The organism is Salipiger aestuarii (assembly GCF_003259905.1).
GTDB lineage: Bacteria > Pseudomonadota > Alphaproteobacteria > Rhodobacterales > Rhodobacteraceae > Salipiger > Salipiger aestuarii.
Genome location: NZ_QLMG01000004.1, coordinates 70,784 through 96,030, shown reverse-complemented (window position 1 = coordinate 96,030; position 25,247 = coordinate 70,784). Strand labels below are relative to the sequence as shown.

Annotated in this window: 23 protein-coding genes; 16 read left to right on the top strand and 7 right to left on the bottom strand. The window is 64.9% G+C overall.

Annotated elements, in window-relative coordinates; genetic code table 11:
• The first annotated feature begins 2 nt into the window (after positions 1-2).
• Together ATI53_RS03820 and ATI53_RS03815 are read left to right on the top strand one after the other, a co-directional pair.
• Positions 3-275 carry a YciI family protein gene (locus tag ATI53_RS03820; protein ID WP_034452996.1) on the top strand — a complete coding sequence of 91 codons (273 nt, stop codon included), beginning with the start codon at positions 3-5 and terminating at the stop codon, positions 273-275.
• Entirely contained in the window at positions 272-703 is a 432-nt protein-coding gene (locus ATI53_RS03815; protein ID WP_009505596.1) for an EVE domain-containing protein, read from the top strand. The genes ATI53_RS03820 and ATI53_RS03815 overlap by 4 nt, the downstream gene beginning before the upstream one ends.
• Positions 704-936: 233 nt before the next feature.
• On the opposite strand, the gene ATI53_RS03810 is transcribed toward ATI53_RS03815, so the two are convergent.
• A complete protein-coding gene (locus tag ATI53_RS03810) occupies positions 937-1,278 on the bottom strand; it encodes a DUF2853 family protein (protein ID WP_009505595.1) in 342 nt (113 codons plus the stop codon).
• A 267-nt stretch (positions 1,279-1,545) separates the two neighbouring features.
• Between ATI53_RS03810 and ATI53_RS03805 the strand changes: the two genes are divergently transcribed.
• Both ATI53_RS03805 and ATI53_RS03800 read left to right on the top strand, forming a co-directional pair.
• A complete protein-coding gene (locus ATI53_RS03805; RefSeq protein ID WP_009505594.1) occupies positions 1,546-1,983 on the top strand; it encodes a universal stress protein in 438 nt (145 codons plus the stop codon).
• A 17-nt stretch (positions 1,984-2,000) separates the two neighbouring features.
• Positions 2,001-3,551: an alanine/glycine:cation symporter family protein gene (locus tag ATI53_RS03800; RefSeq protein WP_009505593.1), complete on the top strand. Its 1,551-nt coding sequence runs from the start codon at positions 2,001-2,003 to the stop codon at positions 3,549-3,551.
• A gap of 63 nt (positions 3,552-3,614) precedes the next feature.
• Here ATI53_RS03800 and ATI53_RS03795 read toward each other — a convergent pair whose 3' ends face one another.
• The 3 genes from ATI53_RS03795 to ahcY all read right to left on the bottom strand — a co-directional run bounded on the left by ATI53_RS03795 (position 3,615) and on the right by ahcY (position 7,586).
• Positions 3,615-4,964: an esterase-like activity of phytase family protein gene (locus ATI53_RS03795; protein WP_111549760.1), complete on the bottom strand. Its 1,350-nt coding sequence runs from the start codon at positions 4,962-4,964 to the stop codon at positions 3,615-3,617.
• A gap of 140 nt (positions 4,965-5,104) precedes the next feature.
• On the bottom strand, positions 5,105-6,079 hold the full coding sequence (locus ATI53_RS03790; RefSeq protein WP_111549759.1) for a ketopantoate reductase family protein: 975 nt from the start codon (positions 6,077-6,079) through the stop codon (positions 5,105-5,107).
• A gap of 118 nt (positions 6,080-6,197) precedes the next feature.
• The gene (gene ahcY, locus ATI53_RS03785; RefSeq protein ID WP_223865879.1) at positions 6,198-7,586 is read right to left on the bottom strand and encodes an adenosylhomocysteinase; all 1,389 of its coding nucleotides are present in this window, start codon (positions 7,584-7,586) and stop codon (positions 6,198-6,200) included.
• A gap of 148 nt (positions 7,587-7,734) precedes the next feature.
• Between ahcY and ATI53_RS03780 the strand changes: the two genes are divergently transcribed.
• The gene (locus tag ATI53_RS03780; RefSeq protein ID WP_009505588.1) at positions 7,735-8,331 is read left to right on the top strand and encodes an HD domain-containing protein; all 597 of its coding nucleotides are present in this window, start codon (positions 7,735-7,737) and stop codon (positions 8,329-8,331) included.
• Positions 8,328-8,810, top strand: coding sequence for a GNAT family N-acetyltransferase (locus ATI53_RS03775; RefSeq protein ID WP_009505586.1), 483 nt, complete (start codon positions 8,328-8,330; stop codon positions 8,808-8,810). Before ATI53_RS03780 ends, ATI53_RS03775 begins: the two co-directional genes overlap by 4 nt.
• 108 nt (positions 8,811-8,918) lie before the next feature.
• Here ATI53_RS03775 and ATI53_RS03770 read toward each other — a convergent pair whose 3' ends face one another.
• The gene (locus tag ATI53_RS03770) at positions 8,919-9,473 is read right to left on the bottom strand and encodes an ActR/PrrA/RegA family redox response regulator transcription factor (protein ID WP_009505584.1); all 555 of its coding nucleotides are present in this window, start codon (positions 9,471-9,473) and stop codon (positions 8,919-8,921) included.
• Positions 9,474-9,569: 96 nt separating this feature from the next.
• Entirely contained in the window at positions 9,570-10,187 is a 618-nt protein-coding gene (locus tag ATI53_RS03765; protein WP_111549758.1) for an SCO family protein, read from the bottom strand.
• An 85-nt stretch (positions 10,188-10,272) separates the two neighbouring features.
• Here ATI53_RS03765 and regB point away from each other — a divergent pair, with 85 nt between their 5' ends.
• The 8 genes from regB to trxA all read left to right on the top strand — a co-directional run bounded on the left by regB (position 10,273) and on the right by trxA (position 22,126).
• On the top strand, positions 10,273-11,664 hold the full coding sequence (gene regB, locus ATI53_RS03760; RefSeq protein ID WP_009505582.1) for a sensor histidine kinase RegB: 1,392 nt from the start codon (positions 10,273-10,275) through the stop codon (positions 11,662-11,664).
• Between the two features lie 82 nt (positions 11,665-11,746).
• The gene (locus ATI53_RS03755; protein WP_111549757.1) at positions 11,747-13,285 is read left to right on the top strand and encodes a PAS-domain containing protein; all 1,539 of its coding nucleotides are present in this window, start codon (positions 11,747-11,749) and stop codon (positions 13,283-13,285) included.
• A gap of 54 nt (positions 13,286-13,339) precedes the next feature.
• Positions 13,340-13,828 carry a tRNA (adenosine(37)-N6)-threonylcarbamoyltransferase complex ATPase subunit type 1 TsaE gene (gene tsaE, locus ATI53_RS03750; protein WP_111549756.1) on the top strand — a complete coding sequence of 163 codons (489 nt, stop codon included), beginning with the start codon at positions 13,340-13,342 and terminating at the stop codon, positions 13,826-13,828.
• Positions 13,825-14,787 carry an aminoglycoside phosphotransferase family protein gene (locus ATI53_RS03745; RefSeq protein WP_111549755.1) on the top strand — a complete coding sequence of 321 codons (963 nt, stop codon included), beginning with the start codon at positions 13,825-13,827 and terminating at the stop codon, positions 14,785-14,787. Before tsaE ends, ATI53_RS03745 begins: the two co-directional genes overlap by 4 nt.
• Entirely contained in the window at positions 14,787-15,452 is a 666-nt protein-coding gene (locus ATI53_RS03740; RefSeq protein WP_240778542.1) for a nucleotidyltransferase family protein, read from the top strand. The genes ATI53_RS03745 and ATI53_RS03740 overlap by 1 nt, the downstream gene beginning before the upstream one ends.
• Positions 15,445-18,363 carry a double-strand break repair protein AddB gene (addB, locus tag ATI53_RS03735; RefSeq protein WP_111549753.1) on the top strand — a complete coding sequence of 973 codons (2,919 nt, stop codon included), beginning with the start codon at positions 15,445-15,447 and terminating at the stop codon, positions 18,361-18,363. Before ATI53_RS03740 ends, addB begins: the two co-directional genes overlap by 8 nt.
• A complete protein-coding gene (addA, locus tag ATI53_RS03730; protein WP_111549752.1) occupies positions 18,360-21,737 on the top strand; it encodes a double-strand break repair helicase AddA in 3,378 nt (1,125 codons plus the stop codon). Before addB ends, addA begins: the two co-directional genes overlap by 4 nt.
• A gap of 68 nt (positions 21,738-21,805) precedes the next feature.
• On the top strand, positions 21,806-22,126 hold the full coding sequence (trxA, locus tag ATI53_RS03725; RefSeq protein ID WP_009505573.1) for a thioredoxin: 321 nt from the start codon (positions 21,806-21,808) through the stop codon (positions 22,124-22,126).
• A gap of 71 nt (positions 22,127-22,197) precedes the next feature.
• Here the strand turns inward: trxA and ATI53_RS03720 are convergent, their stop codons facing one another.
• Complete coding sequence (locus ATI53_RS03720) at positions 22,198-23,157, bottom strand: phosphotransferase (RefSeq protein ID WP_111549751.1); 960 nt, start codon at positions 23,155-23,157, stop codon at positions 22,198-22,200.
• Between the two features lie 100 nt (positions 23,158-23,257).
• On the opposite strand from ATI53_RS03720, the gene hslV reads away from it, so the two are divergent.
• Entirely contained in the window at positions 23,258-23,821 is a 564-nt protein-coding gene (hslV, locus tag ATI53_RS03715) for an ATP-dependent protease subunit HslV (protein ID WP_009505570.1), read from the top strand.
• Entirely contained in the window at positions 23,818-25,122 is a 1,305-nt protein-coding gene (hslU, locus tag ATI53_RS03710) for an ATP-dependent protease ATPase subunit HslU (RefSeq protein ID WP_009505568.1), read from the top strand. Before hslV ends, hslU begins: the two co-directional genes overlap by 4 nt.
• Positions 25,123-25,247 lie beyond the last annotated feature (125 nt).

The following is a 25,247-nucleotide window of genomic DNA, read 5'->3' as shown; positions in this document are numbered from 1 at the left end:
ACATGCTTGTCGCTCTTATTGCCAAGGACAAGGACGGCGCGCTGCGAACGCGCAAGGACAATCGCGAGGCGCATCTTGCCTACATCGAGGCCACCGGCGTCGTCGTGCAGGCCGGCCCGCTTCTGGACGATGCCGGCGAGATGGCCGGCAGTCTCGTGATCCTTGATGTCACCGACATGGCCGCCGCGCGCGCCTGGGCGGACAGCGACCCCTACGCCAAGGCCGGCATGTTCGAAAGCGTGACGCTGACCGCCTGGAAAAAGGTCATCGGGTGACATTCTGGCTGTTCAAATCCGAACCCTCGGCCTGGTCCTGGGCGGATCAGGTCGCCAGGGGCGAAGCGGGCGAGGAATGGAACGGCGTGCGCAACTATCAGGCGCGCAACTTCATGCGTGAGATGCGCGTCGGGGATCGCGGGTTCTTTTACCACTCGCAAAAGGAAAAAGCCGTGGTCGGCACCGTCGAGGTGATCGCCGAATCCCATCCCGACAGCACCGCCGACGATGCGCGCTGGGATTGCGTGGACATCAAGGCGCTGGAACCGGTGAAAACGCCCGTCACGCTGGACATGGTCAAGGCCGACCCGCGCCTGTCTGACATGGCGCTGCTGAAACAGTCGCGCCTGTCGGTGCAGCCGGTCACGCCGGATGAATGGCGGCTGATCCGCGCACTCGCGGGCCTGCCGGAACAAGCGCCGGAATGAACACCGGCCTGAAATCGGGCGGAAACACACGGGAAGACGGGGCCGACCGATGCCGACCCCGTCACTCACCCCACTGCTCCCACGCAGCCTGGATAGAACTGGTATCGGCCTTTCTGGCCACATCACGTTGGTAACCGATGGGGCGATTCCACCCAAGTGCGAACTGCGTAAACCGCAAGCCATTGTGGAAAGGTCCCGGTAAATATCGTTAACGCGCCCACCGGCCCCTGGGGTCAGCCGTAGACCGCTTCTTTGCCGAACTGCTTGACCAGAAGGTAATACAGCACGGCGCGGTACTTGTTCCGCTCGGATTTCCCATAAGTTTCAATCGCCGTGTCGATGCCGGCCATCAGTTCGGGACCATCGGCCAGTCCCAGTTTTTTCATCAGGAAATTCGTTTTTACCGTCTCAATCTCGGCGGGCTGCGATGACGCCACGGTCGCGCTGTCAGCGTTGTAGATCGAGGGACCGCATCCAATGGTCACCTTTTTCAGCAGATCCATATCCGGCTCCATGCCGCATTTGCCGCGCAGATCCTCGGCATATTTCGTGATCAGCTCGTCACGCTTGCTCATCGTCTTTCTCCCAATTCTTTGCGGATGTCTCCGCCTGAAATCGTCCGACCGGCCGCCGCGACGACCCTTGCCACCTTAGACGCGACCGGGGCGAGTGAAACCCCCGAAAAGTCGCCCGGATCTTTCGCAGCGCGGGCGGCGTTTCGTCGAATTGTAACGAATCGGTAAAAACAGGGTGACAGCACGGGGAAGGATCGCCCAGAATTGTCGGATGCGGCGGGCATATTTTCCCGTGCGGCAGGATTTTGATCAAAAGGGACAGGCAGAATGACTTCTGAAACTTATGTCGTCGCGTTCGAAGGCGCGCCAGACGATCCCGGAGTTCTGGATTTCGCGATCAAGCAAGCCAAGGGCGATGGGGCATCGCTGCTGCTTGTCCACGTCCTTGAATGGTCGCCCTATTCGTTCCTGACCCAGGAAGAGCTGGCCGAACGACACGGCCGCCGCAAGAAAGAGCTGGAGCGCGCCAATGCAATCGTGATGGCCCCGGCCCTTGCCAAGGCCGATGCCGCAGGCGTGCCCGCCACCGGCGTCATCCGCTACGGCCAGGTCGTCGAACTGATCCTTGAAGAAACCAGAAAGGCCGGTGCCACCGAAATCTATGTCGGACGGTCCGGGTCGCAATCCGTCGCCGCGCGGGTTTTCGGGTCGGTCACGCTGGGGCTGGCCCAGCTGTCGCCCGTTCCCACCGTCATCGTGCCCTGAGCCAAGGAGACCAAGACATGTTCCAAAAGACATTCATCCTTGCCATCGCGGCAACCCTTGCGGCCCGCGCCGCGCAGGCCCAGAACGCGCCGCAGGGCATTGACGCCACCATCAACGCCGCGGTCGGTGCCGCCACCGGGCCTTTCGTCAACTTCATCTTTTCGCCCTTTCCCGGCACATCGTTCCCCTGGATCGTGCTTTGGCTGGTGGTCGCGGCCACGATATTCACGCTGTATTTCGGCTTTGTGCAGTTCCGGTCCTTTCCCCATTCCATCGCGCTGGTATCGGGCAAGTATTCCGATCCCGATGACGCGGGCGAGGTGTCGCATTTTCAGGCGCTCGCCACCGCGCTTTCGGGCACCGTGGGTCTTGGCAACATCGCGGGCGTGGCGGTGGCCGTGTCCATCGGCGGGCCGGGCGCGACGTTCTGGATGGTTCTTGCCGGGCTGATGGGCATGGCGTCGAAATTCACCGAATGCACGCTGGGGGTGAAATACCGCAACGAATACCCCGACGGATCGGTGTCCGGCGGCCCGATGTATTACCTGAAAAAGGGCTTGGCCGAACGTGGGTTTGCCGGACTGGGCAAGGGGCTTGCCATCCTGTTTTCGATCTTTTGCGTGCTGGGCGCGCTGGGGGGCGGCAACATGTTCCAGGCCAATCAGGCCCACGCCCAGATCACCAATATCGTCGGCGATTATCCCGGCTGGATCACCGGCGTGATCTTTGCCGCCATCGTCTTTTCCGTCATCGTCGGCGGGTTGAAATCCATCGCACGGGTCACGGAAAAGGTCGTGCCGTTCATGGGCGTGCTGTATGTCGGCACCGCGCTGGTCATCATCCTGATGAACGCCGATCAGATCGGCTGGGCCTTCGGTCAGATCTTCAGCGGGGCCTTCACCGGGCTTGGCATCGCGGGCGGACTTGTTGGCGCGCTGATCCAGGGGTTCAAGCGGGCCGCGTTTTCCAACGAGGCCGGTGTTGGTTCGGCCGCCATCGCCCACAGCGCGGTGCGCACCAAGGAGCCGATCACCGAAGGCTATGTGTCGCTGCTGGAACCCTTCATCGACACGGTGGTGATCTGCACCATGACGGCGCTGGTCATCGTCATCACCGGCGTGCTTCAAATCGACCCCGATACCGGCATGTACATCTGGGACGCCGAACAGGGCCGCGTGGCCACCGTGGGCAACGTGTCGGGCGTAGCGCTGACCTCTGCCGCCTTCGGCTCGGCGCTGGCGTTCTTTCCCTATGTGCTGGCGCTGGCGGTGATCCTGTTCGCCTTTTCGACAATGATCTCATGGAGCTATTACGGCCTCAAGGCATGGACCTACATGTTCGGCGAAGGCCGTGCGCAGGAGCTCAGCTTCAAGATCGTCTTCTGCATCTTCGTGGTGATCGGAGCGGCCATGAACCTTGGCCCGGTGATCGACTTTTCCGATGCGGCGATCTTTGCCATGGCGCTGGTCAACATCTTCGGGCTGTATTTCCTGATGCCGATCGTCAAGGCCGAGATGGTCAGCTATCAGGCGCGCCTCAAGACCGGCGAAATCAAGCGTTACAGCTAGGTTCGTCCAGTTGTGCCAGGGGGGCGCCCGTCGCCGGGCACCCCCTTTTTCATGCCCGCCGGATCACTCCGCCGACAGCAACTCGGGCACCGACAGCAGGATGAATTCATTATCCGCCGCCTGTCCGATCCTGCGCCCGCCCGAGAACGGCAGGTTGTTGTCATTGGCAACCATGATATGGGTGTCATCCACCCGCACCACGTCTTCGATGGTGAAGAACGGGAAGGTGAACGGCCCACCCGCGTGCACCACACCGTCGATGGCCTTGCCGTCCGGGTCAGCGATGTTCATCAGGTCGACGCGGCCAATCCGGCGCACGAAACCGTCGGCATCCACGTCGGTCATATCGACCAGTACGATGTTCTTGACCAACGCGGGATGCGGGAAACAGGCCGACGTGTCGGTCGCCCCCTCGGCGCAGGCAAGCGCCGCATCGCCTTCGCCGTTGTCGCGTTCGATCACCAGAGCGCGGGACTCGTCGATGAAGTTGAAATCGCCGATGGCGGTCGCGCCGTCGGACAGCCGGAATTTTACCGACTCGCCGGTCCAGTCGCCCGTCTTGGGGTCAAACTGGATGACGCGCAGGAAGGGGCCTTCGGTTTCGCCGCCCTCCAGCAGGATCGGCTTTTCCAGCATCGCCCACAGCATGTCCGTGCCAGGCTGAAGCGCCATGCCTTCGTACCCCCCCGACCGCTGCACCTGGAAATCGCGGCCGGCGGTGGCGGGAACATGGACGCTATATGTGTCGGGGCCGGTCAGCTCCTGGCCGTCCAGGCGGGTGGCGTAGATCTCGCGCAGCACACCATCCAGACCGGCGCGGATCAGATAGGGACCGAATTCGTCGCCGATGAACACCTCGTCCCCGACCACCTGAATGGATTCGGTGTCGAAATCAGCGCCGGTCAGGTAGCGGCTTTGCGTGCCCTCATAGGCGATGCGGAACGGCACGACGTGGTTCGGATCGGACAGGAAAATCGTTTCGCGACGGGTCACGGTCTGCGCGTCGAAATCCGGTGCCATCTTGTGAAAGAACAGCATTGCGTCGGGCGAGTTGCGCTTGGACCCAAAGCCGTTGTCGGTCAGCGTGTACCAGCTGCCATCGCCGGCCTGCGTCATGGCAAAGCCCGACATGCCCTGAACCGGCTGCCCGATGAAGGGCAGCGCGATGCCCGTCTCGTGCCCGCCGTAATTCTTGCCGACATTGCCCATCACGGACATCGGGTCGTCATTGCGCGCCGCCCCGGTGAACTTGCCGGAAATCCAGGCATCGCGCGGCGCATCGGCGGGCGGTTCGACCAGTGACAGCGCGGGCAGCACGGCGTGACCGGCAAGCGTGGCGGGATACAGATCTTCGGCAAACGCCGGGGCGGCAAGCGCACCCCCAACGGCAAGGACAGAGATCGAAAGGCGCATGGCAGACATCCATTCAGGTATATGACTGCGCCGCTGCTACCCCCCTGCGGTAACGTCCAGATCACCGAACGGTATCACTTCCATGACCTCCCGCGCCCCGCCCCTTCATCTTGCCGGATAAACTCCCGCCGGAGGCGATGCTACGTCGCGGCCAGAAACACCGCATCCAGATCCGCCTCGGTCATGCCACCGGCGCCCTTGCCATCAACCATCAGCCGCGCGGCAACCGCAGCCATCGCGGCGTTCAGAGGCGCAGGCACACCGTGCAACCGGCCCAGAAGCGCCACCTCGCCGTTCAGATAATCGGTTTCAACGCTGCCCGCGCCGCGCGCGACGCTTTGACGGGTCGAACTGCCGGACCGGGGCACCCCGTCAATATCGACGACCTTCAGGAATTTCGCGCGGTTGGGATTATCCACACCCATGTCTTCCCACGCGACGCCCGCCGCCGCAAATACCGCCTCGGCCTCGGATTTGAGCCTTGCGGTGAACCGCGCCCTGTCCGCGTCCAGCGGCAGCAGCGCATCGACGATATTGCCCAGGTTCATCAGCAGCTTGCCGTATTTCGATTGCATCACCGCGTCGGATTGCAGGCACGCCATGTTCGCGGGGTCGAACGCGGCCTTCAGCGCCGCATCCGCCGCGTCAGCGCCCCCGGTGCACCGTCCGATGATGAACAGGCCGTAACAGGGGGCACCATGGGTGATGACCTCACCGGGCGACAGGTAGGTCGCGGGCATCATGACCGTGACGCCGTGAACATTCGGAAAATACCGCAGCGCGGCGCGTTCGTTCGCGACACCGTTTTGCAGGCAGAACAGCGGCTGGTCGGTCATGCCCGCCGCGCGCAGGTCTTTCAGCGCGGCGTCGGTGTCCTGTCCCTTGACACACAGCAGGACCATGTCGTCGGGTCGAAAGTCGATCTCGGACGGGTGGGCGACGCAGGGCATATCGACGGTTACGGTGCCCTTGGGGCTGATCATCGTCAGGCCGCTGTCGCGGATCGCGTCCAGCATCCGCCCGCGCGCGATGCCGATAACCTCGTGCCCCGCCCTTATCAGCGCCGCGCCGACGACGCCGCCGATGGCCCCTGTGCCGTGAATGATGATACGCATGATCGGTCTCCTTGTTCGTCGCCGCGATGCAGCGCCAGCCAGAGGTAATGCGCAACCCCCAAACGGCAAAACGCCCCGCGCGACAACGGGGCGTTTGTCGCGGCCGGCGACGGATCGGTCAGTAGCGGTAATGCTCGGGCTTGAACGGACCTTCGGGCGTGACGCCGATATAGGCGGCCTGTTCCGGGGTCAGCGTGGTCAACTTCACCCCGATGCGATCCAGATGCAGGCGCGCGACCTTTTCATCCAGATGCTTGGGCAGGATGTAGACCTTGTTGTCGTATTCACCGCCGTTCTTCCACAGTTCGATCTGCGCCAGCACCTGATTGGTAAAGCTGGCCGACATGACGAAAGACGGATGGCCGGTGGCGTTGCCAAGGTTGAGCAGGCGGCCTTCGGACAGCAGGATGATGCGAGAGCCGCCTGGCATCTCGATCATGTCCACCTGTTCCTTGATGTTGGTCCACTTGTGGTTCCTGAGCGCGGCAACCTGGATTTCGTTGTCGAAATGGCCGATGTTGCCGACGATCGCCATGTCCTTCATCTCGCGCATATGCTCGATGCGGATGATGTCCTTGTTGCCGGTGGTGGTGATGAAGATGTCGGCGCTGTCAATGACATCTTCCAGCAAGACCACCTCGAACCCGTCCATGGCGGCCTGAAGCGCGCAGATCGGGTCGGCCTCGGTCACCTTGACGCGCGCACCGGCCCCCGAGAGCGACGCCGCCGAGCCCTTGCCCACATCGCCATAGCCGCAGACCACGGCGACCTTGCCCGCCATCATGACGTCCGTGGCGCGGCGGATGCCATCGACAAGACTTTCCTTGCAGCCGTATTTGTTATCGAATTTCGACTTGGTGACAGAATCGTTCACGTTGATCGCGGGAAACGGCAGCTGGCCGGTTTTCTGCAATTCATACAGGCGATGCACGCCGGTGGTGGTTTCCTCGGACACGCCCCTGATCTGGTCGCGCACCTTGGTGAACCAGCCGGGGCTGGCCGCCATGCGCTTGGCAATCTGCGCCTTGATAACGGTTTCTTCTTCGGATTGCGGCACCGGAATGATGTCTTCGCCCGCCTCGGCCCGCGCACCCATCAGGACATACAGCGTCGCATCGCCGCCGTCGTCCAGGATCATGTTGGGGCCGTCTTCGAACTGGAACGAGCGGTCGAGGTAATCCCAATGTTCTTCAAGGCTTTGTCCCTTGATGGCGAACACCGGAATGCCCGCTTCGGCGATTGCCGCCGCCGCGTGATCCTGCGTCGAGAAGACGTTGCACGACGCCCAGCGCACATCCGCGCCCAGTGTCACCAGCGTTTCGATCAGGCAGGCGGTCTGGATCGTCATATGCAGGCTGCCGACGATGCGCGCGCCCGCCAGCGGCTTGCTTTCCCCGAACTCGGCCCGGCAGGCCATCAGGCCCGGCATCTCGGTCTCGGCAATATCCAGCTCCTTGCGGCCGAAACCGGCCAGAGCGATATCCTTGACGATGTAATCCTGTGCCATGTCGGTGTCCGTCCTTGTCTGCATGCTGGCCATGGGCCTAGCATCCCTTGATTTGCCCGGCAACGTGGATCAGAACTCAACCCTGACAAGAGGTAAAGGGGGGCACCATGAATGTCACAAGGATCATCCCGCCGGCGCCGAGGACCTGATGGCACGGCAGGCGCGCGCGTGGCAAAGGATGCTGTCAGGGCGCAGGCTTGACCTGCTTGACCCGACGCCCGTGGACATCGAGATCGAGGATATCGCCCACGGTCTGGCCTTTGTCGCCCGGTGGAACGGGCAGACCAGGGGCGATTTCCCCTATTCCGTGGCGGAACATTCGCTGCTGGTCGAGGCGCTGTTCTCCCGCATGACCCCCACCGCCGGTGCGGTGGAAAAGCTGACGGCCCTGCTGCATGATGCGCCGGAATATGTGATCGGCGACATGATCTCGCCGGTAAAGGCCGCCGTCGGGCCGCATTACAGCGTGCTGGACAAACGGCTGGCGGCAGCGATCCATATTCGGTTCGGCCTGCCCGCCCAGGTCCCGGCGCGGCTGAAAGCACGGATCAAGAAGGCCGACCGAATCTCCGCCTATATGGAGGCGACGCAGATCGCGGGGTTTTCCCTGTCCGAAGCGCAAAAGATCTTTGGTCGCCCCGACCCCGCCCTGACCGACGGGCTCGAAATCCACCTGCGCCCGCCCATCGAGGCGCGCGCTGCGTTCACCAAGCGCCACGCGGACCTGCTGGAGGCGCTGCAATGATCGACATCCGACGCGCAGCGCCCCTGGATGCGCGAGACATGGCCGCGCTGCTGAGCGACATCGTTGCAACCGGTGGCAGCACGGCGATGACCGATCCGGTCAGCCAGACGGACATGCTGGCCTGGATGGAAGGTGACCCGAGGTCGATCTGGCACATCGCCGAAGACGCCGTTGGAGACATCCTTGGGTTTCAGTTCATCGAACCGCACCGGGACCACGGTGCGACCGTCGGCCAGATCGGGACCTTTGCAAAAGCCGGAAAATCGGGGCTGGGAATCGGATCGAAGCTGTTCGAGGCCACGAAAGAGGCCGCGCGCGTCGCCGGTTACAGATGGATCAACGCCGAAATACGGGCCGACAACGCGGGCGGGCTGATCTTCTACCAAAGCCGGGGCTTTGAAGACTGGGGCCGTATCAAAGGGTATGTGATGGCGAACGGACAGGTGGTGGACAAGGTTCTGAAGCGTTACGACCTCTAACCCGCCCAAAGAAAATTCTTCGTCGAAGAATTTTCGATCCCGCCCAAGACCGCAGATCAGAGCGCCCGAAGCGGGCGCAAATTCTTCGTACGAAGAATTTGTTCTGTGTCAGCGCGGGGATCGCTTGGCGAGGATGCGCTGCAAGGTCCGTCGATGCATGTTGAGCCGTCGCGCGGTTTCGGACACGTTGCGATCGCATAATTCATAGACGCGCTGAATATGTTCCCATCGCACCCGATCCGCGCTCATGGGATTGTCGGGGGGGGGCGGCAGATCGTCGGTCTTGGACAGCAGCGCATTGGTGATATCCGTCGCGTCGGCGGGCTTTGACAGGTAGTCGGTAGCGCCGATCTTGACTGCGGCGACAGCTGTTGCGATGGCGCCGTAGCCGGTCAGCACGACGATCCGGCTGTCGGGTCGGCGTTCACGCAGCACCTCGACCACGTCCAGCCCGTTGCCGTCCTCAAGCCGCAGATCGACCACCGCATACGCCGGCGGCCGTGCTGTGGCGATGGCCGTACCGTCGGCAACCGAAAGGGCGGTTTTGACGTCGAACCCCCGCTTTTCCATCGCTTTCGCGAGACGCCTCAGGAACGGTTCGTCGTCGTCGACAAGCAGAAGGGAGCGGTCGTCGCCAAGCTCTTGGATGGTCCGGTCCGACACGTCGTGGTACTCCCGATGCTGGTCTGCGCTGAAAATCGTACATATCCAACGGCTGCCACAGGGTCAAACCCGCAGTGCATCGGAGCTCTCGGCCGCTCAGGAATGGTCGATGAAGCAGGCGGCTGTCTGCGCGATCTGCTCGGGCGTGGTGTCGCGGCGAAAAAACTCGGCGAAGCCGGTTTCGGGCAGCACGAGATAGGTAAAAGTCGAATGGTCCACGAGGTAATATTCGTCATCGCCATCCTGCTTCTTGTAGTAGGTCCGGTAGGCTTGACTTGCCGCCTTGACCTGTTCGGGCGAGCCGGTCAGCCCGATCATACGGTCACTGAACACCTCGGCGAATTCTCCCACCACCTGCGGCGTGTCGCGTTCGGGGTCGATGGTGATGAACACCGGGGTCACGTCATAACCGCGCTCTGCGAGCAGATCGGCGGCCTCGGCGTTGCGCGCGCTGTCCAGGGGGCAGACGTCGGGACAGAAGGTATAGCCGAAATAGACCAGCGACGGCTTCGTAATCACATCCTTGTCGGTGACGGTCTGCCCGTCCTTGTCGACAAGCGTGAAGGACCCGCCGATGGCACCGGTCCCCCCGGCCACGGCGGCGGACCGGCACGGCGCAAAGGGATCGTCGCCGGGCGCGCGCGTGTAAAGCCAGGCCGCCCCCGTCACGGCGACAATTGCGATAGCGGCGGCGGTAACGGCGATCCAGCGCATGCGGATCCTCCCCGAGTTGATTGCGGAACCTGTCCGGCAGACTTAACAATCGCAGCCATCGGATAAAAGAGACGAAAGCGCGCAGATGAGTCAGGCCGACCTGGGATTGCTGGAAGAAGGCCAGCGCAGCAACTTCATCCGTCTGCGCACGCTTATCATTCTGCGCTGGGTGGCCATCGTCGGCCAGCTGACCGCCATTTCCGTTGCGCGTGAGCTGTACGACCTGCAGCTCGAACTGGGGTTGTGCTACCTGGCGGTCGGCGTGTCGGTGGTTGGCAACCTTGTTGCGATGTTCGTCTTTCCCGAAGACAAGCGCCTGTCCGAGGCTGAAAACTTCCTGATGGTGATGTTCGACCTGTTGCAGCTGTGCCTTCTGCTGTTTCTGACCGGTGGGCTGCACAATCCGTTTTCCCTGCTGGTGCTGGCCCCGGCAACGGTGTCGGCGGCGGTGCTGTCGCTGCGCTCGACCATTTTGTTGAACGTGACCGCCCTTGCGCTGATTACCGTGATGGTGTTCGCCCATCTGCCGCTGCGCACCACGGACGGCGAAATCCTGGCCCTGCCGCAGGTCTTTGTCTTTGGCCAGTGGACGGCGCTGGCCATCGCGCTGGCGTTCATCTCGGTCTACGCCCGCAGGGCCACGAAAGAGATGAACGCCATGTCCGACGCGCTGATCGCCACGCAGATGGCGCTGGCGCGGGCGCAAAAGCTCAGCGATCTGGGCGGGGTGGTCGCGGCTGCCGCGCATGAGCTGGGCACGCCGCTTGCGACGATCAAACTGGCGTCGTCCGAACTGATCGACGATCTGGACGCGTTGCCCGATCTGCAGGACGACGCCCGCCTGATACGCGCCCAGGCTGACCGCTGCCGCGACATCCTGCGGGGCATGGGGCGCGCCGGCAAGGACGACCTGCATCTGCGCCAGGCGCCGCTGTCAGAGCTGCTGCGCGAGGCCGCCGAACCGCATGAGAATCGCGGCAAGCACATCACCATGGATTTCGCGCCACTGCCCGGTGGCGGGGCGCAACCCCTGGTTTTGCGCCGCCCTGACATCCTGCACGGGCTGCGCAATCTGATCCAGAACGCGGTGGATTTCGCCCGCAGCGAAGTCTGGATTGACGCGGGCTGGGACGGGTCGCGGGTACTGGTGCGGATACGCGACGACGGTCCGGGCTATCCGCCGCATCTGATCAGGCGGCTTGGCGATCCGCTGCTGCGCCGACGCCGCAGCGCCGCGGATCGCGGCGCGCGCCCGGAATACGAAGGCATGGGGCTGGGGCTGTTCATTGCCAAGACACTGCTGGAACGCAGCGGGGCCGAGCTCAGCTTTGCCAATGGCGCCGCGCCTTCGGGCCGAGAGGGCGAAGCCGGTACGCCGCATGGCGCCATTGTCGAAGTCACATGGCCGGCGCTCAGTATCGTGCCGCCCGAGACGGCGCACACTCCGCTTGGGGAAAACCCCTTGATTGAAACATGACGGGCTGGCACACCTTAACCGCTAATTAACCTTCTGCTCCTAGCACTGACTATGGTTAACACTCTGTCAGGGAAACGCTGCCGTGGAACTGGTCGTCCTTATCGCCGCCGGACTCGGTGCCAGCTTCGCCGCGCTGTTCGGCGCGTTCATGCTTCGCGGCGCGCGCGCCCCGGTCGAAGACGAGCCGACACCCGGCGCCCGACCGCGCGAAAACCGGGTCGAGATGTTCGTGTCTGACGGTGTGCTGGTCGACGCGACACCGCAGGCACGCCAGCTTCTCGATTGCGCGCCGAACGAACGGCTGATCTGGGAGGACCTGGCGGAGGTGCTGCGCACGCATTTTCCGGCCTTTCCCGAAACGCTGCCCAACACCCGCCAGACGCTTGCCGCCGCGGGCGATCCGGACACACATCTGGGAATCCGTCCCGAAGGCCGCAGTCTGCGGCTGAGCATGACCGGGCCATCGCTGGACGCGGGCGAATATCTGCGCCTGCGCACGGAAATGCGCGACCTGTCGCGGCTGCGGCTTGCCTTTGCCCGCGCGCCCTTTCCCGTCTGGCAGACCGACCGCGCGCGCGGCGTGGTGTGGAACAATCCCGCCTTTACCGACATCGCGCTGCAGGCCGGGCACGCCGAACACGGCAGCTCGCCCTTCGCCGTCCTGCCGAACGAGGCCGAAGAACTGCATATCAGCCGCACCAGCATCGGGCAGCGCGACGGCGGACCGCAAAGCTGGTTCGAGGTGCAGTCGTATCGCCTGGCCGACGGCTGGCTGCATTTCGCCCAGAATATCGACGCGGTGATCCACGCCGAGGCGACCCAGCGCAACTTTCTTCAGACGCTGACCCGGATCTTTGCCCACCTGCCGATCGCGCTGGCCGTGTTCGACAGGGACCGCCGGCTGATCCTGTTCAACCCGGCGCTGATCGACCACACCAACCTTCCGGCGGAATTCCTGTCCTCGCGCCCCAACCTTCTCAGCTTTTTCGACATGCTGCGCGAAAAGCAGATGATGCCCGAACCCAAGGATTATCGCTCCTGGCGCGACAAGCTGTCCGAGGTGATCGCCGCCGCCAGTTCCGATCTGTATACCGAGGTCTGGAACCTGCCCTCGGGCCTGACCTACCGGATCACCGGGCGTCCGCACCCCGATGGCGGCGTCGCCTTCCTGTTCGAAGACATCACCTCGGAAATCACCCTCACCCGGCGCTTCCGCCAGGAGATCGAGGTGACGCAGTCGGTGCTCGACAGGCTGGGCGACGCGGTCGCGGTGTTCTCTCAGCTTGGCACGCTCACCTTCTGCAACCAGGCTTACCGTGACATGTGGGGCCTGGATCCCGACGCAAGCCTCGCCGACACCGGTATCGCGGACGCGACCGGCGCCTGGCAGGCCGACTGCAAGCCAAGCCCGATCTGGGCCGACCTGCGCGATTTCGTGATGACGGAACGCGACCGTGCCGGGTGGGACGCCGAACTGGTGCGCAAGGACGGCCAGTGCCTGCTGACACGCATCGAACCGCTGACCGGCGGGCCCACGCTGGTGCGCTTCAGCGCGACTCCGGCAGCCGCCCAGACCGCGCCCCGCGCCCGTGAGACCGCCCGTGAGACCGCCCGGGTCTGATCCGGCCGGACGAACAAGGCTTGCACCCCCCGAAGCGCGCGGTATCCTTGCGCCATGACCAGCCCGCGCACCGTGCTTACCCTGCCGTCCCCCGATGCGACCTGCGCCCTGGCAAGGACGCTTGGCGCGCATCTTTCGCCGGGCGACGTGCTGTTGCTGTCGGGGGGAATCGGCGCGGGCAAAACCCATTTCGCCCGATGCCTCATTCAGTCGCTGCAAGATCGGCCCGAAGATGTGCCCTCGCCGACATTCACCCTCGTCCAAGTCTACGACACCCGCGCGGGCGAGGTCTGTCACACGGATCTTTACCGTCTCTCCGGTCCCGACCAATGCGACGAACTTGGTCTGGCCGACGCTTTTGAAACCGCGATCTGCATCGTGGAATGGCCCGACCGGCTGGCGGGATTGACCCCTGGCGATGCTCTGACGCTGGATTTTTCCGTTCCCGGCGATCCGGACCCGGACGATCTGCGCCGCGTCGCCCTTGACTGGAGCGCGCCGCGCTGGAACACCCTCCTGGACATGGCCGGGGTCGGGTCATGAGCTTTCTCGCGGCTGCGGGATGGGAGGCCGCGCAGGCGGCTCCGCTGGCGGGGGACGCTTCGGCCCGCCGCTACACCCGCCTGACGTTGAACGGCCGGACGGCCATTCTGATGGACGACCCCGACGGCGACGTGCACGTCTTTGCCCGCCTCGCACGGCAGCTTTGCGCACTGGGTCTGAGCGCGCCGCGCATTCTTGCCGAAGCCCCCGGTCAGCTGCTGCTTGAAGACCTTGGCGACGCGTTGATCGCGCGCATTGCCACCGACGCGGACACCGAACGCCGGCTTTACGGCGCCGCCGTCGACGCGCTGGTCGAACTGCACCGGCACCCCGCGCCGCCATTGCCGAAGGCGACCCCGGATCGGCTGGCCGCGATGACCGATCTCGCCTTCGATTGCTATGCCGCCGGCGCCGGCGCCCCGATCGGTGCCAAAGCCGCCGTCATCGCCGCCTTTACCGAAGCGCTGACCGCCCACGCCCCGGAAACAGATGTCATGGTCCTGCGCGACTATCACGCCGAAAACATTCTGTGGCTGCCACACCGCCACGGCCCAGCCCGCGCGGGCCTGCTTGATTTTCAGGATGCGCTGGCCGGGCATCGCGCCTACGATCTTGTCTCGTTGATCGAAGACGCGCGCCGCGACCTGCGCCCCGGCATCGCAAACGCCGCGATCCGCCAGTATCTTGATGCCACCGGGTTGGCCGAAGGGCCGCTGACCGCCGCGCTGGCCGTGCTTGGCGCGCAACGCAATCTGCGCATTCTCGGGGTCTTTGCCCGGCTCGCCGCCACGCGGGGAAAACCCGGCTACATCGACCTTATTCCCCGCGTCTGGGCGCATTTGCAGGCCGATCTTCGCCATCCCGCGCTTGCGCCGGTCGCACGGCAACTCGGCCCCGCGCTCCCCGCGCCCACCGCAACCGTTCTTGACAGGCTGAAACACCCGTGCCCGATGCGCTGATGCTTTTTGCGGCCGGTTTCGGCACCCGCATGGGACCGATGACCGCCGACCGACCGAAACCGCTGATCGAGGTTGCGGGAAGGCCGCTCATCGACCATGCGCTTGCAATCGCCGACGATTTCGGTCCGCTGCGCCGGGTTGCCAACGCCCATTACCGCGCCGATCAGCTTGCCGCCCATCTGGACGGGCGCCATGTCGCGATCAGTCGCGAAGCGCCGGACATTCTCGACACGGGCGGCGGTCTGCGCGCCGCGCTGCCGCTGTTGGGCACGGGTCCGGTGTTCACGATGAACACCGATGCGTTGGTGCGCGGCCCCAATCCGCTGCGCCTTCTGGCCGATGCCTGGGACCCGGACCGCATGGATGCGCTTTTGCTGTGCGTTCCGCTCGGCCGTGCCGTCGGGCGCAAGGGGGGCGGTGATTTTACCATCGACGGCGGCGGGAAAATTTCCCGATCTGGGGATCATGTTTTTACCGGCTTTCAGATCCTGAAAACCGACGGGCTTGCCGACATTCCCGAACGGGCCTTTTCGCTGAACCTGCTGTGGAACGGGATGGCCGCCAAAGCGCGTCTTTTCGGCCTGCCCTACCCCGGCCATTGGTGCGACGTGGGCCACCCGGCCGGCATCGCGCTGGCCCAGGACATGCTGCGCGCCGATGTTTGAACCGACCGATCAAGCACGGGTCTTTGCGCTCGCCCCCGGCGTGGATTTCCCCCTGGCGCTTGTCCAGGGGCTGCGCGCCCGCATGATAGGGCGCCCGCCCGACGCCATGGCGCGCGTCGAACTGATCGTCAACACGACCCGCATGGCGCGCCGGATCCGCGCCGTCTTTGATGACGGCCCTGCGATGCTGCTGCCACGGATGCGCTTGCTGTCCGATGTATCGGATCCAGTTGCACTGGCAAGGCTGCCCGCCCCCGTGCCGCCGCTGCGACGCAGGCTCGAACTGATCGGACTTGTGTCCCGACTGCTGGAGTCGCAGCCCGACCTTGCCCCGCGTGCCTCGCTGTTCGACCTGGCCGACAGCCTGGCAACGCTGATGGACGAAATGCAGGACGAAGGCGTGTCGCCCGACACCATTGCCGCGCTGGATGTCAGCGACGAGTCCGGGCACTGGCAACGCGCGCAGCAGTTCTTCAACATCGTGCAGCATTATTTCGATGGCGCCACCGAGGCGCCCGACGTCAATGCGTTCCGCCGTCTCGCGCTGGAAAAACGTCTCGCCGAATGGCGGCACAACCCGCCCGCGCATCCGGTGATCCTGGCCGGATCGACCGGATCACGCGGTGGAACCAACCGGCTGATGCGCGCGGTGGCCCGGCTGCCGCAGGGCGCCTTGGTGCTGCCCGGTTTCGATTTCGACACCCCCGATGCGGTGTGGAGCGGGCTGACAGACGCGCTTTCCGGCGAAGATCATCCGCAGTTCCGCTTTGCCAAACTGATGAACGATCTTGGTCTTGGGCCGCGCGACGTTATCCGCTGGACCGATGACATGCCTCCGGCGCCCGAACGCAACAGATTGATTTCTCTTGCGCTTCGTCCCGCGCCCGTCACCGATCAATGGCGCGAGGAAGGCCCCCGCCTGCCGGATCTTGCCGGGGCGACCGACGGCCTGACGCTGCTTGAGGCCGCATCGCCGCGCGACGAGGCCACCGCCATCGCGCTGCGCCTGCGCAAGGCCGCCGAAGACGGCATCACCGCCGCCTTGATTACGCCCGACCGGATGCTGACCCGGCAGGTGACCGCCGCGCTGGATCGTTGGGAAATTTTCCCGGACGATAGCGCGGGCATCCCGTTGCAGCTGTCCCCACCCGGACGATTTCTGCGCCATGTGGCCGAACTTTTCACATCGGATCTGACCGCCGAGGCGCTGCTGACGGTGCTCAAGCACCCCCTGACCCACAGCGCCGAGGCACGCGGCCCGCACCTGCGCGCCACCCGCGAGCTTGAACTGCACATCCGGCGCCAAAGCTGGCCCTATCCGCGCGCGGAACAGATCGCCGGATGGGGCGCGGCGGAAACGCTGACCGAATGGACCGACTGGCTGATCGCCGCATTCTTTGTGGATCGCAAGCCGCAAAAACGCCCGCTTGCCGATTGGGTCAACGCCCACCTGGCCACCGCCGAGGCCATCGCGGGCGGGCCCGGCTCCGAGCTGTGGAAAGAGGCGGCAGGCCGCAAGACCCGCGCCGTAGTGGACCGCCTTGCAAGCGAGGCCGCGCACGGCACCACGCTGGATGCCCGCGACTATGCCGGCCTGTTCGCGGCCATCCTGTCGCGCGAAGAGCTGCGCGATCGCGACGCCCCCCATCCGAAAATCCTGATCTGGGGCACGCTGGAGGCGCGCGTCATGGGCGCCGACCTGCTGATTCTGGGCGGGTTGAACGAAGGATCGTGGCCCGAACTTCCCGGCGCAGACCCCTGGCTGAACCGGCGGATGCGCCATCAGGCCGGTCTGCTGGTGCCCGAGCGACGCATCGGCCTTGCGGCGCATGATTTCCAGCAGGCCGTCGCGGCTCAGGATGTCTGGATCACCCGCGCGTTGAAAACCGCGGATGCGGAAACGATCCCGTCGCGCTGGGTTAACCGCTTGATGAACCTGATGAATGGCCTGCCCGATCAGGGTGGGCCTGCGGCGCTTGCCGCGATGCGCGCGCGCGGCGCCCATTGGCTTGCGTTGGGGCGCGAACTGGAACGCCCCGCGCCGGTTTCTCCGGTGCCGCGCCCGTCCCCCGCGCCGCCGGTCGCCGCGCGGCCGTCACGCCTGTCGGTGACGGAAATCAAGACGCTGATCCGCGATCCCTTCGCGGTCTACGCGCGGCGCGTGCTGCGTCTGTCGCCGCTCAATCCGCTGCAACGCGCACCCGATGCACTGCTGCGCGGCACATTGGTGCATGACGTGCTTGAAGGGTTCGTGCGCGACAGCACCACCGATCCCGATGGGCTGTCCGCCGAAGTGTTAATGGCGCGCGCGAACCAAATCCTGGGTGATCCGCTGATCGTGCCGTTCCCGGCCGCGCGACATCTGTGGCAAGCCCGGCTTGCACGCGTCGCCCGGTGGTTTTGCGACACCGAACGCGCCCGTCAGACCGCAGCGCGCCCCGCGCGGTTCGAAATCATGGGCCAGGCCGAGATTCCGGCGCTGGGGTTCACCCTGCGCGGCAAGGCGGATCGCATCGACCTTGACGATCACGGGGGGGCGCATCTTTACGACTACAAGACCGGCAGCGCCCCGTCGAAAAAGGAACAGCGGTTCTTTGACAAGCAACTGCTGCTTGAGGCCGCGATGGTGGAACGTGGTGCATTCCGAGATTTCGCGCCCGCGCATGTCGCCCAGGCCACCTTTATCGCGCTGAATCCCGCGGGAGAAGTTCCCGCGCCTTTGGATGAAGTGACCCCGACCCAGGTCTGGGCGGAATTCGAGGCGCTGATGACCGCCTGGGCAGACCCCGCGCGCGGCTACACCGCCCGCGCCGCGCTGCTCAAGGAAACCGATATATCCGACTATGACCATCTTTCCCGATTCGGAGAATGGGACGTAATCGACACCCCGACACGCGATGTGCTGACATGACCCGGAATGACGCCACCGAAGCGCAGGTGCGTGCCGCCCGTCCCGATGCCTCGACCTGGTTGGCGGCAAACGCGGGCTCGGGCAAGACGCGGGTTCTGACCGACAGGGTCGCGCGGCTGTTGCTGGATGGGGTGCTGCCCGAACACATCCTGTGCCTCACCTACACCAAGGCCGCCGCGACCGAGATGCAGAACCGTTTGTTCCGCCGTCTGGGCCATTGGGCGATGCTGGCCGATGATGTGTTGCGGTGCGAACTGCTGGATCTTGGGCTGGAGGGAACCCTTCCAGCGGACCGGCTTGCCCAGGCCCGCACCCTGTTTGCGCGCGCCATCGAAACGCCGGGCGGCCTGCGCATACAGACGATCCATTCGTTCTGCGCCGCGCTTTTGCGGCGCTTTCCCCTTGAGGCGCGCGTGTCTCCACAGTTTCACGAGATGGAAGACCGCGCCGCAGAAGTGTTGCGCGCCCAGGTTCTGGACCGGCTGGCGGAAACGTCGCCCGGACTTGTGTCCGATCTTGCGTTCCACATCACCGCCGACCCCGCGCCGCTGCTGGCCGAGCTGTGCCGCCATCGCGACGCGTTTCTGCCGCCGCGCAGCGACACCGATCTCGCCGCGCTTTACGGTCTGCCCCCCGAAACCTCCGAAGAGACCGTGCTTGCACAGGTGTTTGCCGGGGGCGAAATGGAGCTGTTGGCCCGCATTGTTCCAGCGCTTGCCGGGTCCGGCGCCAACGACAGCAAGGCCGCCGCCGCGCTGGCGCAGGTGACCGCACCGTCACTCGCAGCGCTTCCCGTGTTCGAGAATGTTTTCCTTACAGGCGCAGGCGCCAAGGCGCCTTTTACCGCCAAGATCGGCGGCTTTCCCACCAAAGGCCTGCGCACCGGGGCACTTGCGCCGGAAATGGACGCGCTCGACGGCCTCATGCGGCGGGTCGAAGATGCCCGCGAAGCGCGCCTTGCCCTGGCCGCGCTGCACCGCGAAAAGGCGCTGCACCGTTTCGCCGCGCGGTTCCTGCCTGCGTATGAACTGGAAAAGCAGCGGCGCGGCTGGCTGGACTTCGATGATCTCGTAACGCGCGCGCGGGATCTTCTCTCGGATCCGAGAGTGGCGGAATGGGTGCTGTACCGGCTGGATGGCGGTATCGACCATATACTGGTCGATGAGGCGCAGGACACGTCGCCGGTACAGTGGCAGGTGATCGAACGACTGGCCCAGGAATTCACGTCCGGCATCGGCGCGCGCACCGATATCCGCAGGACCATTTTCGTCGTCGGCGACAAGAAGCAGTCGATCTATAGCTTTCAGGGCGCTGACCCGCGTGAATTCGACCGCATGGCCGATGAATTTGCGCAACGGCTGCGGGCCACCGACGCGCCGCTGTGCCGGATGATGCTGGAATACAGTTTTCGCTCTGCCGAACCGATCCTGCGTCTTGTCGACAATTGCTTCGAGGGGCGCGAAGCGGCCGGATTTGCCCCGGACCAGACCCACCGCGCATTCAAATCCGACATGCCCGGGCGTGTCGATCTGTGGCCGCATGTGCCTGCCACCAAAGCCGAAGACGACGATGGCGACTGGTTCGAACCCGTCGACCGCGTGGGCGAGGAACATCATTCCGTTGTGCTGGCCAACCGCATCGCGGGATTTATTGAAGGGACCATCGGCCAGCCCCTGCCCGAGGAAATCGGCCAGACCGGCACCTATCGCACCCGTCCCGCCCATGCCGGAGATTTTCTGATCCTCGTGCGCGGGCGGGGGCGGCTGTTCTCTGAAACGATCCGCGCGTGCAAGTCGCGTGGCTTGCCGATTGCCGGGGCCGACCGGCTCAAGGTCATGTCCGAGCTTGCGGTCAAGGACATCGGCGCGCTGCTCGGGTTTTTGTCCACCCCCGAAGACGACCTGTCGCTGGCCACCGCGCTGCGCTCGCCTTTGTTCGGAGTGTCCGAACAGCAGCTTTACAGCCTGGCGCAGCCGCGCAAGGGCTATCTCTGGGCGGCTCTGCGCGAAGCGCGGCAAAAATTCCCACATGCCGTGCGCGTTCTGGATGACCTGCGCGGGCAGACCGATTTCCTGCGCCCCTACGATCTGATCGAACGCATCCTGATCCGCCATGACGGGCGGCTCAGGCTGCTGGGACGGCTGGGCGAAGAGGCGCAGGATGGTATCGACGCGCTGCTGGGCCAGGCGCTGGCCTATGAACAGACCGAGGTGCCCTCGCTGACCGGGTTCCTGGAATGGATGCAGACCGATGACCTGGAAATCAAGCGCGCGCCCGACAGCGCCGGGGCGCGGATCCGGGTGATGACCGTGCATGGCGCCAAGGGCCTTGAGGCACCCATCGTCATCCTGCCCGATTGCGCGCCCCCGCGCACCAGCATTCGCGACCAGCTGCTGGCGGCCGAAGGCGGCACCGTCTGGAAGGCCGCGTCCGGCGCACAGCCTCGCGTTCAGGCCGCAGCCCTGGAGGCCGCAAAAGAGGCGGACGCCCGCGAACGCGACCGGCTGCTGTACGTCGCGCTGACCCGCGCCGAGAAATGGCTCGTGGTCGCCGCGGCGGGGGAACTCGGCAAGCAGGGCGAAGCCTGGTACGACAAGGTCCGCGTCGGGATGGACCGGTCGGGCGCGGTGCCGGTGCAGTACGATTTCGGCGACTGGGGCGGAAAGCTGGGCGGCTGGCAGCTGGGCAGCGCCGACTGGTCCGCGCTTGCGCATGAGGCCCCCGCGCCGCCGACGACCGGGCACACCGACCTGCCGGACGTGTTCCGCCAGCCCGCCCCGCCGCCCGCCGCGCCGATAAAAACGCTGTCTCCGTCGGATCTTGGCGGGCCAAAGGCGCTTGGCGGCGAGGATGGCCAGGACCGCGACGAGGCAATGCGCCGCGGCGCGCTTTTGCATCTGCTGCTGGAACATCTCGCGCCGCTGCCCGAAGCCGCGCGCCCCGAGGCGGTGCCCCATGTCATCGCCATCGCCGAAGACCCGCCCCACGAGGTCGACAGCCTCGCCGCCGAGGCGCTTGCCGTGCTGGCCGCCCCCCGGCTTGCGTGGCTGTGGCAGCCGGACAGCCTTGCCGAGGTGCCCTTCAGCGCCGATCTGCCGGGGCTTGGCCGCGTTCACGGCATCATCGACCGGCTGGTCGTCACCGACGACGTGGTGACGGCGGTCGATTTCAAATCCAACCGCAGCGTTCCGGACCGCCCCGAAGACACGCCCGATGGCATTTTGCGCCAGATGGGTGCCTATCGGGCGGCGCTTGCCCAGATCTGGCCTGGTCGCCGGATCGAAACGGCCATTCTGTGGACAGCGACGCAGAACTACGTCGTTCTGCCACACGATGTTGTGTCGCATGCGCTGTCACGCGCTACGGCGCCTTGACGATCGCGCCCCCTCTTCCTACGTTCCGGCCTCAAGTTTCCGGCTGCCAAACCCGCAAGGAGAACCCCATGGCCACCGTCCCCGTCACCGACGCCACCTTCGACGAAGAAGTCAAAGGCTCCGACATTCCTGTCGTGGTCGATTTCTGGGCCGAGTGGTGCGGCCCGTGCAAGCAGATCGGTCCGGCTCTTGAAGAGCTGGCCGAGCAATACGAAGGCCAGTTCAAGGTCGCCAAGATCGACGTCGACAAGGATCAGGCCATGGCCGCCCAGCTTGGCGTGCGCGGCATCCCGGCGCTGTTCATTTTCAAGAACGGCGAAGTGATTTCCAACCGCACCGGCGCGGCGCCCAAGGCGTCGCTCGAAAGCTGGATCAAGGACTCGCTCTGATCCGTCAGTCTCTGTGACTGCAAGAAAAAGGGCGTGTCCGGCATCGGGCGTGCCCTTTTTCATGCGCGCGATCAAAGACCGGGAAACACCCGCGCCGCCAGCTGATCGACCCCGTGCCAGCGACGGTCTTGCGCGATCCCGCGCCCCTGCACCGGCAGACCCCACCATTCCGCAAGCACGCGGTTTCGCAAAAGCAGCGCGATCGACAGGTCCCCGGAGGAGATCACGCGATAGCCCTCGAAAAAGGCGGCCATGGCGGATGGCGGCAGCACCTCACCCGGCGGGATCGCTGCCTTGGGCGCATGCAGCACCGCGTAATCCACCAGCAGGCGGGCAATATCGTGCCCCACCGGCACTACGCGGCCGCCCTTGAAATCAATCCCCCAGGCGCGGTCGGCCCCAAGCATCAGGTTGCGCTGATGCAGGTCGCCATGCGTGCGCGCGGTTTGCGTTTCGCCCCCTTCGTACCGGGGCGCCATGGCGCACAGGGATCGGGCGCATGCAAGAAATCGGTGGGGTTCCAGAACGGGACGCCGGTCGGACGCGACCTCAGCCATCACCTCATGCAGGTAGCGGATGGTAAATTTCGGCTGAAAGATGCGCCGCTCTCCGGGCATCGCGCGATGGAAGCCATCCAGCCATGCCCCGGCGCGCCGCAGAAGCGTCTCTTGCCGGGCCAGGGGGGCGGCGCCCATCATCTCCGACAGCGGCTCGGCCGGCAGATGATCCATCACGCAGGAACGCGCCTCAAGATCGACCGCGTGCAGACGCGCAATGCCCTCGGGCCACACCTGCTGCACCGCCAAGTGCGCGGCGATGTCGGTGTCGAACCCGGTTTCGGGGCGCGCCTGATGCTTCAGCGCCAGCTGTCCTCCGGGCCCGTCAAGCCGCAGCAGAATCCGCGCCACCCGCGCGTCTTCGCGCCGGGCCAGCGGGGCCGCAACCCAGGCGTCCGGATCCTCGGCCATCTGGCGCGCAAGCCCCGGCCAGCTTGCCATCGCACCGCGCCACAGATCGCCCCGCATTTCCATCGCCGCCTCCCTGCCTTATGTCGCTGGGCAAGGGCAGCGCCTTGCGGGCACAATGTCCAGCCCCCATATCGCCCCCGACACGGATTAAGGAGAACGCAGAATGGCCGATCAGGAATTTCCCGGCTGGCATGGCACCACGATCATCGGCGTGCGCAAGGGTGGTCAGGTGGTGGTTGCGGGCGACGGGCAGGTCTCGCTTGGTCAGACCGTGATCAAGGGCACGGCGCGCAAGGTGCGCCGCCTGTCGCCCGGCGGCGCGGATGTGATCTGTGGCTTTGCCGGATCGACCGCCGACGCCTTTACCCTGCTGGAACGGCTTGAGGCCAAGCTGGAAAAGACCCCCGGCCAGTTGCAGCGCGCCTGCGTCGATCTGGCCAAGGACTGGCGCACCGACAAATATCTGCAAAAGCTCGAAGCGATGCTGATCGTCACCGATGGGGCCGAGCTTTACGTTATCACCGGCGCGGGCGACGTGCTGGAACCCGAACATGACGTGGCCGCCATCGGGTCGGGCGGGAACTATGCGCTCGCCGCCGCGCGGGCGATGATGGACAGCGACAAATCCGCCGAAGACGTGGCCCGCGCCGCCATGGCCATCGCCGCCGACATCTGCGTTTACACCAACGGCAATCTAACCGTTGAAACGATCGGAGCCGCCCAATGACCGACCTCACCCCCCGCGAAATCGTGTCCGAGCTTGACCGTTTTATCATCGGCCAGCAGGACGCAAAGCGCGCCGTGGCCGTGGCCCTGCGCAATCGGTGGCGGCGCAAGCAGCTGGAGCCCGAGCTGCGCGACGAGGTTTATCCCAAGAACATCCTGATGATCGGGCCGACCGGGGTGGGCAAAACCGAAATCTCGCGCCGGCTGGCGAAACTGGCCCGCGCGCCGTTCATCAAGATCGAGGCGACCAAGTTCACCGAGGTCGGCTATGTCGGCCGCGACGTCGAACAGATCATCCGTGACCTGATGGACAGCGCCATCGCGCTTACCCGCGAACACATGCGCGAAGACGTCAAGGCCGCCGCCCACAAGGCCGCCGAGGAACGCGTGATCGAGGCCATCGCGGGCACCGACGCGCGCGAGGGCACCCGTGAGATGTTTCGCAAGAAACTGCGCGGCGGCGAACTGGACGACACCGAGATTGACCTTGATGTCGCCGAAACGGCCAACCCTTTCGGGCAGATGGAAATTCCCGGTCAGCCCGGCCAGATGGGAGCGATGAACCTGGGCGACATCTTTGGCAAGGCTTTCGGCGGGCGCAAGACGCGCAAGAGGCTGACCGTGTCCGAAAGCTATACGATCCTGATCCAGGAGGAAGCCGACAAGCTGCTGGATGACGAGGTCGTCAAAAAAGCCGCGCTGGAAGCGGTCGAACAGAACGGCATCGTGTTTCTGGACGAAATCGACAAGGTCGCGGCGCGTCGGGAAACCCGTGGCGGCGACGTCAGCCGCGAAGGCGTGCAGCGCGACCTGCTGCCGCTGATCGAGGGCACCACCGTCAGCACCAAGCACGGGCCGGTCAAGACCGACCACATCCTGTTCATCGCCTCGGGCGCGTTTCATATCGCAAAACCGTCGGACCTGTTGCCCGAACTTCAGGGCCGCCTGCCGATCCGGGTCAATCTGCGCCCGCTGACCGAAGACGATTTCGTGCGCATCCTGACCGAAACCGACAACGCGCTGACCCGCCAGTACACCGCGCTGATGGCAACCGAAGAGGTCACGGTGACCTTTACCGATGACGGCATCCATGCGCTGGCCCGCATCGCGCAATCGGTGAATGACAGCATCGAGAATATCGGCGCGCGGCGGCTTTACACGGTGATGGAGCGCGTGTTCGAAGAGCTGTCTTTCAACGCGCCGGACCGCGCAGGCGACGTGGTGACCGTGGATGCGGCCTTCGTCGAGAGGTACCTTGGCGAACTGACGAAATCGACGGACCTCAGCCGATATGTGTTGTGACGGCGCAAGGCGGGGGGCCACCGGCCCCTCGTGCGCCGCGAGATAGTTGAGGGTAAGACACGCGGGGCGCCGGCCATTCCCTGTCAGGGCGCGCAACATGGTCCGGGACGCCCCCGGCCATGGGC

What these genes read in the sequence shown, in the direction of transcription:
- ATI53_RS03820 (WP_034452996.1), top strand. Translation starts at nt 3, where the DNA reads ATGCTTGTCGCTCTTATTGCCAAGGACAAGGACGGCGCGCTGCGAACG.
- ATI53_RS03810 (WP_009505595.1), bottom strand. Translation starts at nt 1,278, where the DNA reads ATGAGCAAGCGTGACGAGCTGATCACGAAATATGCCGAGGATCTGCGC.
- ATI53_RS03805 (WP_009505594.1), top strand. Translation starts at nt 1,546, where the DNA reads ATGACTTCTGAAACTTATGTCGTCGCGTTCGAAGGCGCGCCAGACGAT.
- ATI53_RS03800 (WP_009505593.1), top strand. Translation starts at nt 2,001, where the DNA reads ATGTTCCAAAAGACATTCATCCTTGCCATCGCGGCAACCCTTGCGGCC.
- ATI53_RS03795 (WP_111549760.1), bottom strand. Translation starts at nt 4,964, where the DNA reads ATGCGCCTTTCGATCTCTGTCCTTGCCGTTGGGGGTGCGCTTGCCGCC.
- ATI53_RS03790 (WP_111549759.1), bottom strand. Translation starts at nt 6,079, where the DNA reads ATGCGTATCATCATTCACGGCACAGGGGCCATCGGCGGCGTCGTCGGC.
- ahcY (WP_223865879.1), bottom strand. Translation starts at nt 7,586, where the DNA reads ATGGCACAGGATTACATCGTCAAGGATATCGCTCTGGCCGGTTTCGGC.
- ATI53_RS03780 (WP_009505588.1), top strand. Translation starts at nt 7,735, where the DNA reads ATGGCACGGCAGGCGCGCGCGTGGCAAAGGATGCTGTCAGGGCGCAGG.
- ATI53_RS03775 (WP_009505586.1), top strand. Translation starts at nt 8,328, where the DNA reads ATGATCGACATCCGACGCGCAGCGCCCCTGGATGCGCGAGACATGGCC.
- ATI53_RS03765 (WP_111549758.1), bottom strand. Translation starts at nt 10,187, where the DNA reads ATGCGCTGGATCGCCGTTACCGCCGCCGCTATCGCAATTGTCGCCGTG.
- regB (WP_009505582.1), top strand. Translation starts at nt 10,273, where the DNA reads ATGAGTCAGGCCGACCTGGGATTGCTGGAAGAAGGCCAGCGCAGCAAC.
- tsaE (WP_111549756.1), top strand. Translation starts at nt 13,340, where the DNA reads ATGACCAGCCCGCGCACCGTGCTTACCCTGCCGTCCCCCGATGCGACC.
- ATI53_RS03745 (WP_111549755.1), top strand. Translation starts at nt 13,825, where the DNA reads ATGAGCTTTCTCGCGGCTGCGGGATGGGAGGCCGCGCAGGCGGCTCCG.
- ATI53_RS03740 (WP_240778542.1), top strand. Translation starts at nt 14,787, where the DNA reads ATGCTTTTTGCGGCCGGTTTCGGCACCCGCATGGGACCGATGACCGCC.
- addB (WP_111549753.1), top strand. Translation starts at nt 15,445, where the DNA reads ATGTTTGAACCGACCGATCAAGCACGGGTCTTTGCGCTCGCCCCCGGC.
- addA (WP_111549752.1), top strand. Translation starts at nt 18,360, where the DNA reads ATGACCCGGAATGACGCCACCGAAGCGCAGGTGCGTGCCGCCCGTCCC.
- trxA (WP_009505573.1), top strand. Translation starts at nt 21,806, where the DNA reads ATGGCCACCGTCCCCGTCACCGACGCCACCTTCGACGAAGAAGTCAAA.
- ATI53_RS03720 (WP_111549751.1), bottom strand. Translation starts at nt 23,157, where the DNA reads ATGGAAATGCGGGGCGATCTGTGGCGCGGTGCGATGGCAAGCTGGCCG.
- hslV (WP_009505570.1), top strand. Translation starts at nt 23,258, where the DNA reads ATGGCCGATCAGGAATTTCCCGGCTGGCATGGCACCACGATCATCGGC.
- hslU (WP_009505568.1), top strand. Translation starts at nt 23,818, where the DNA reads ATGACCGACCTCACCCCCCGCGAAATCGTGTCCGAGCTTGACCGTTTT.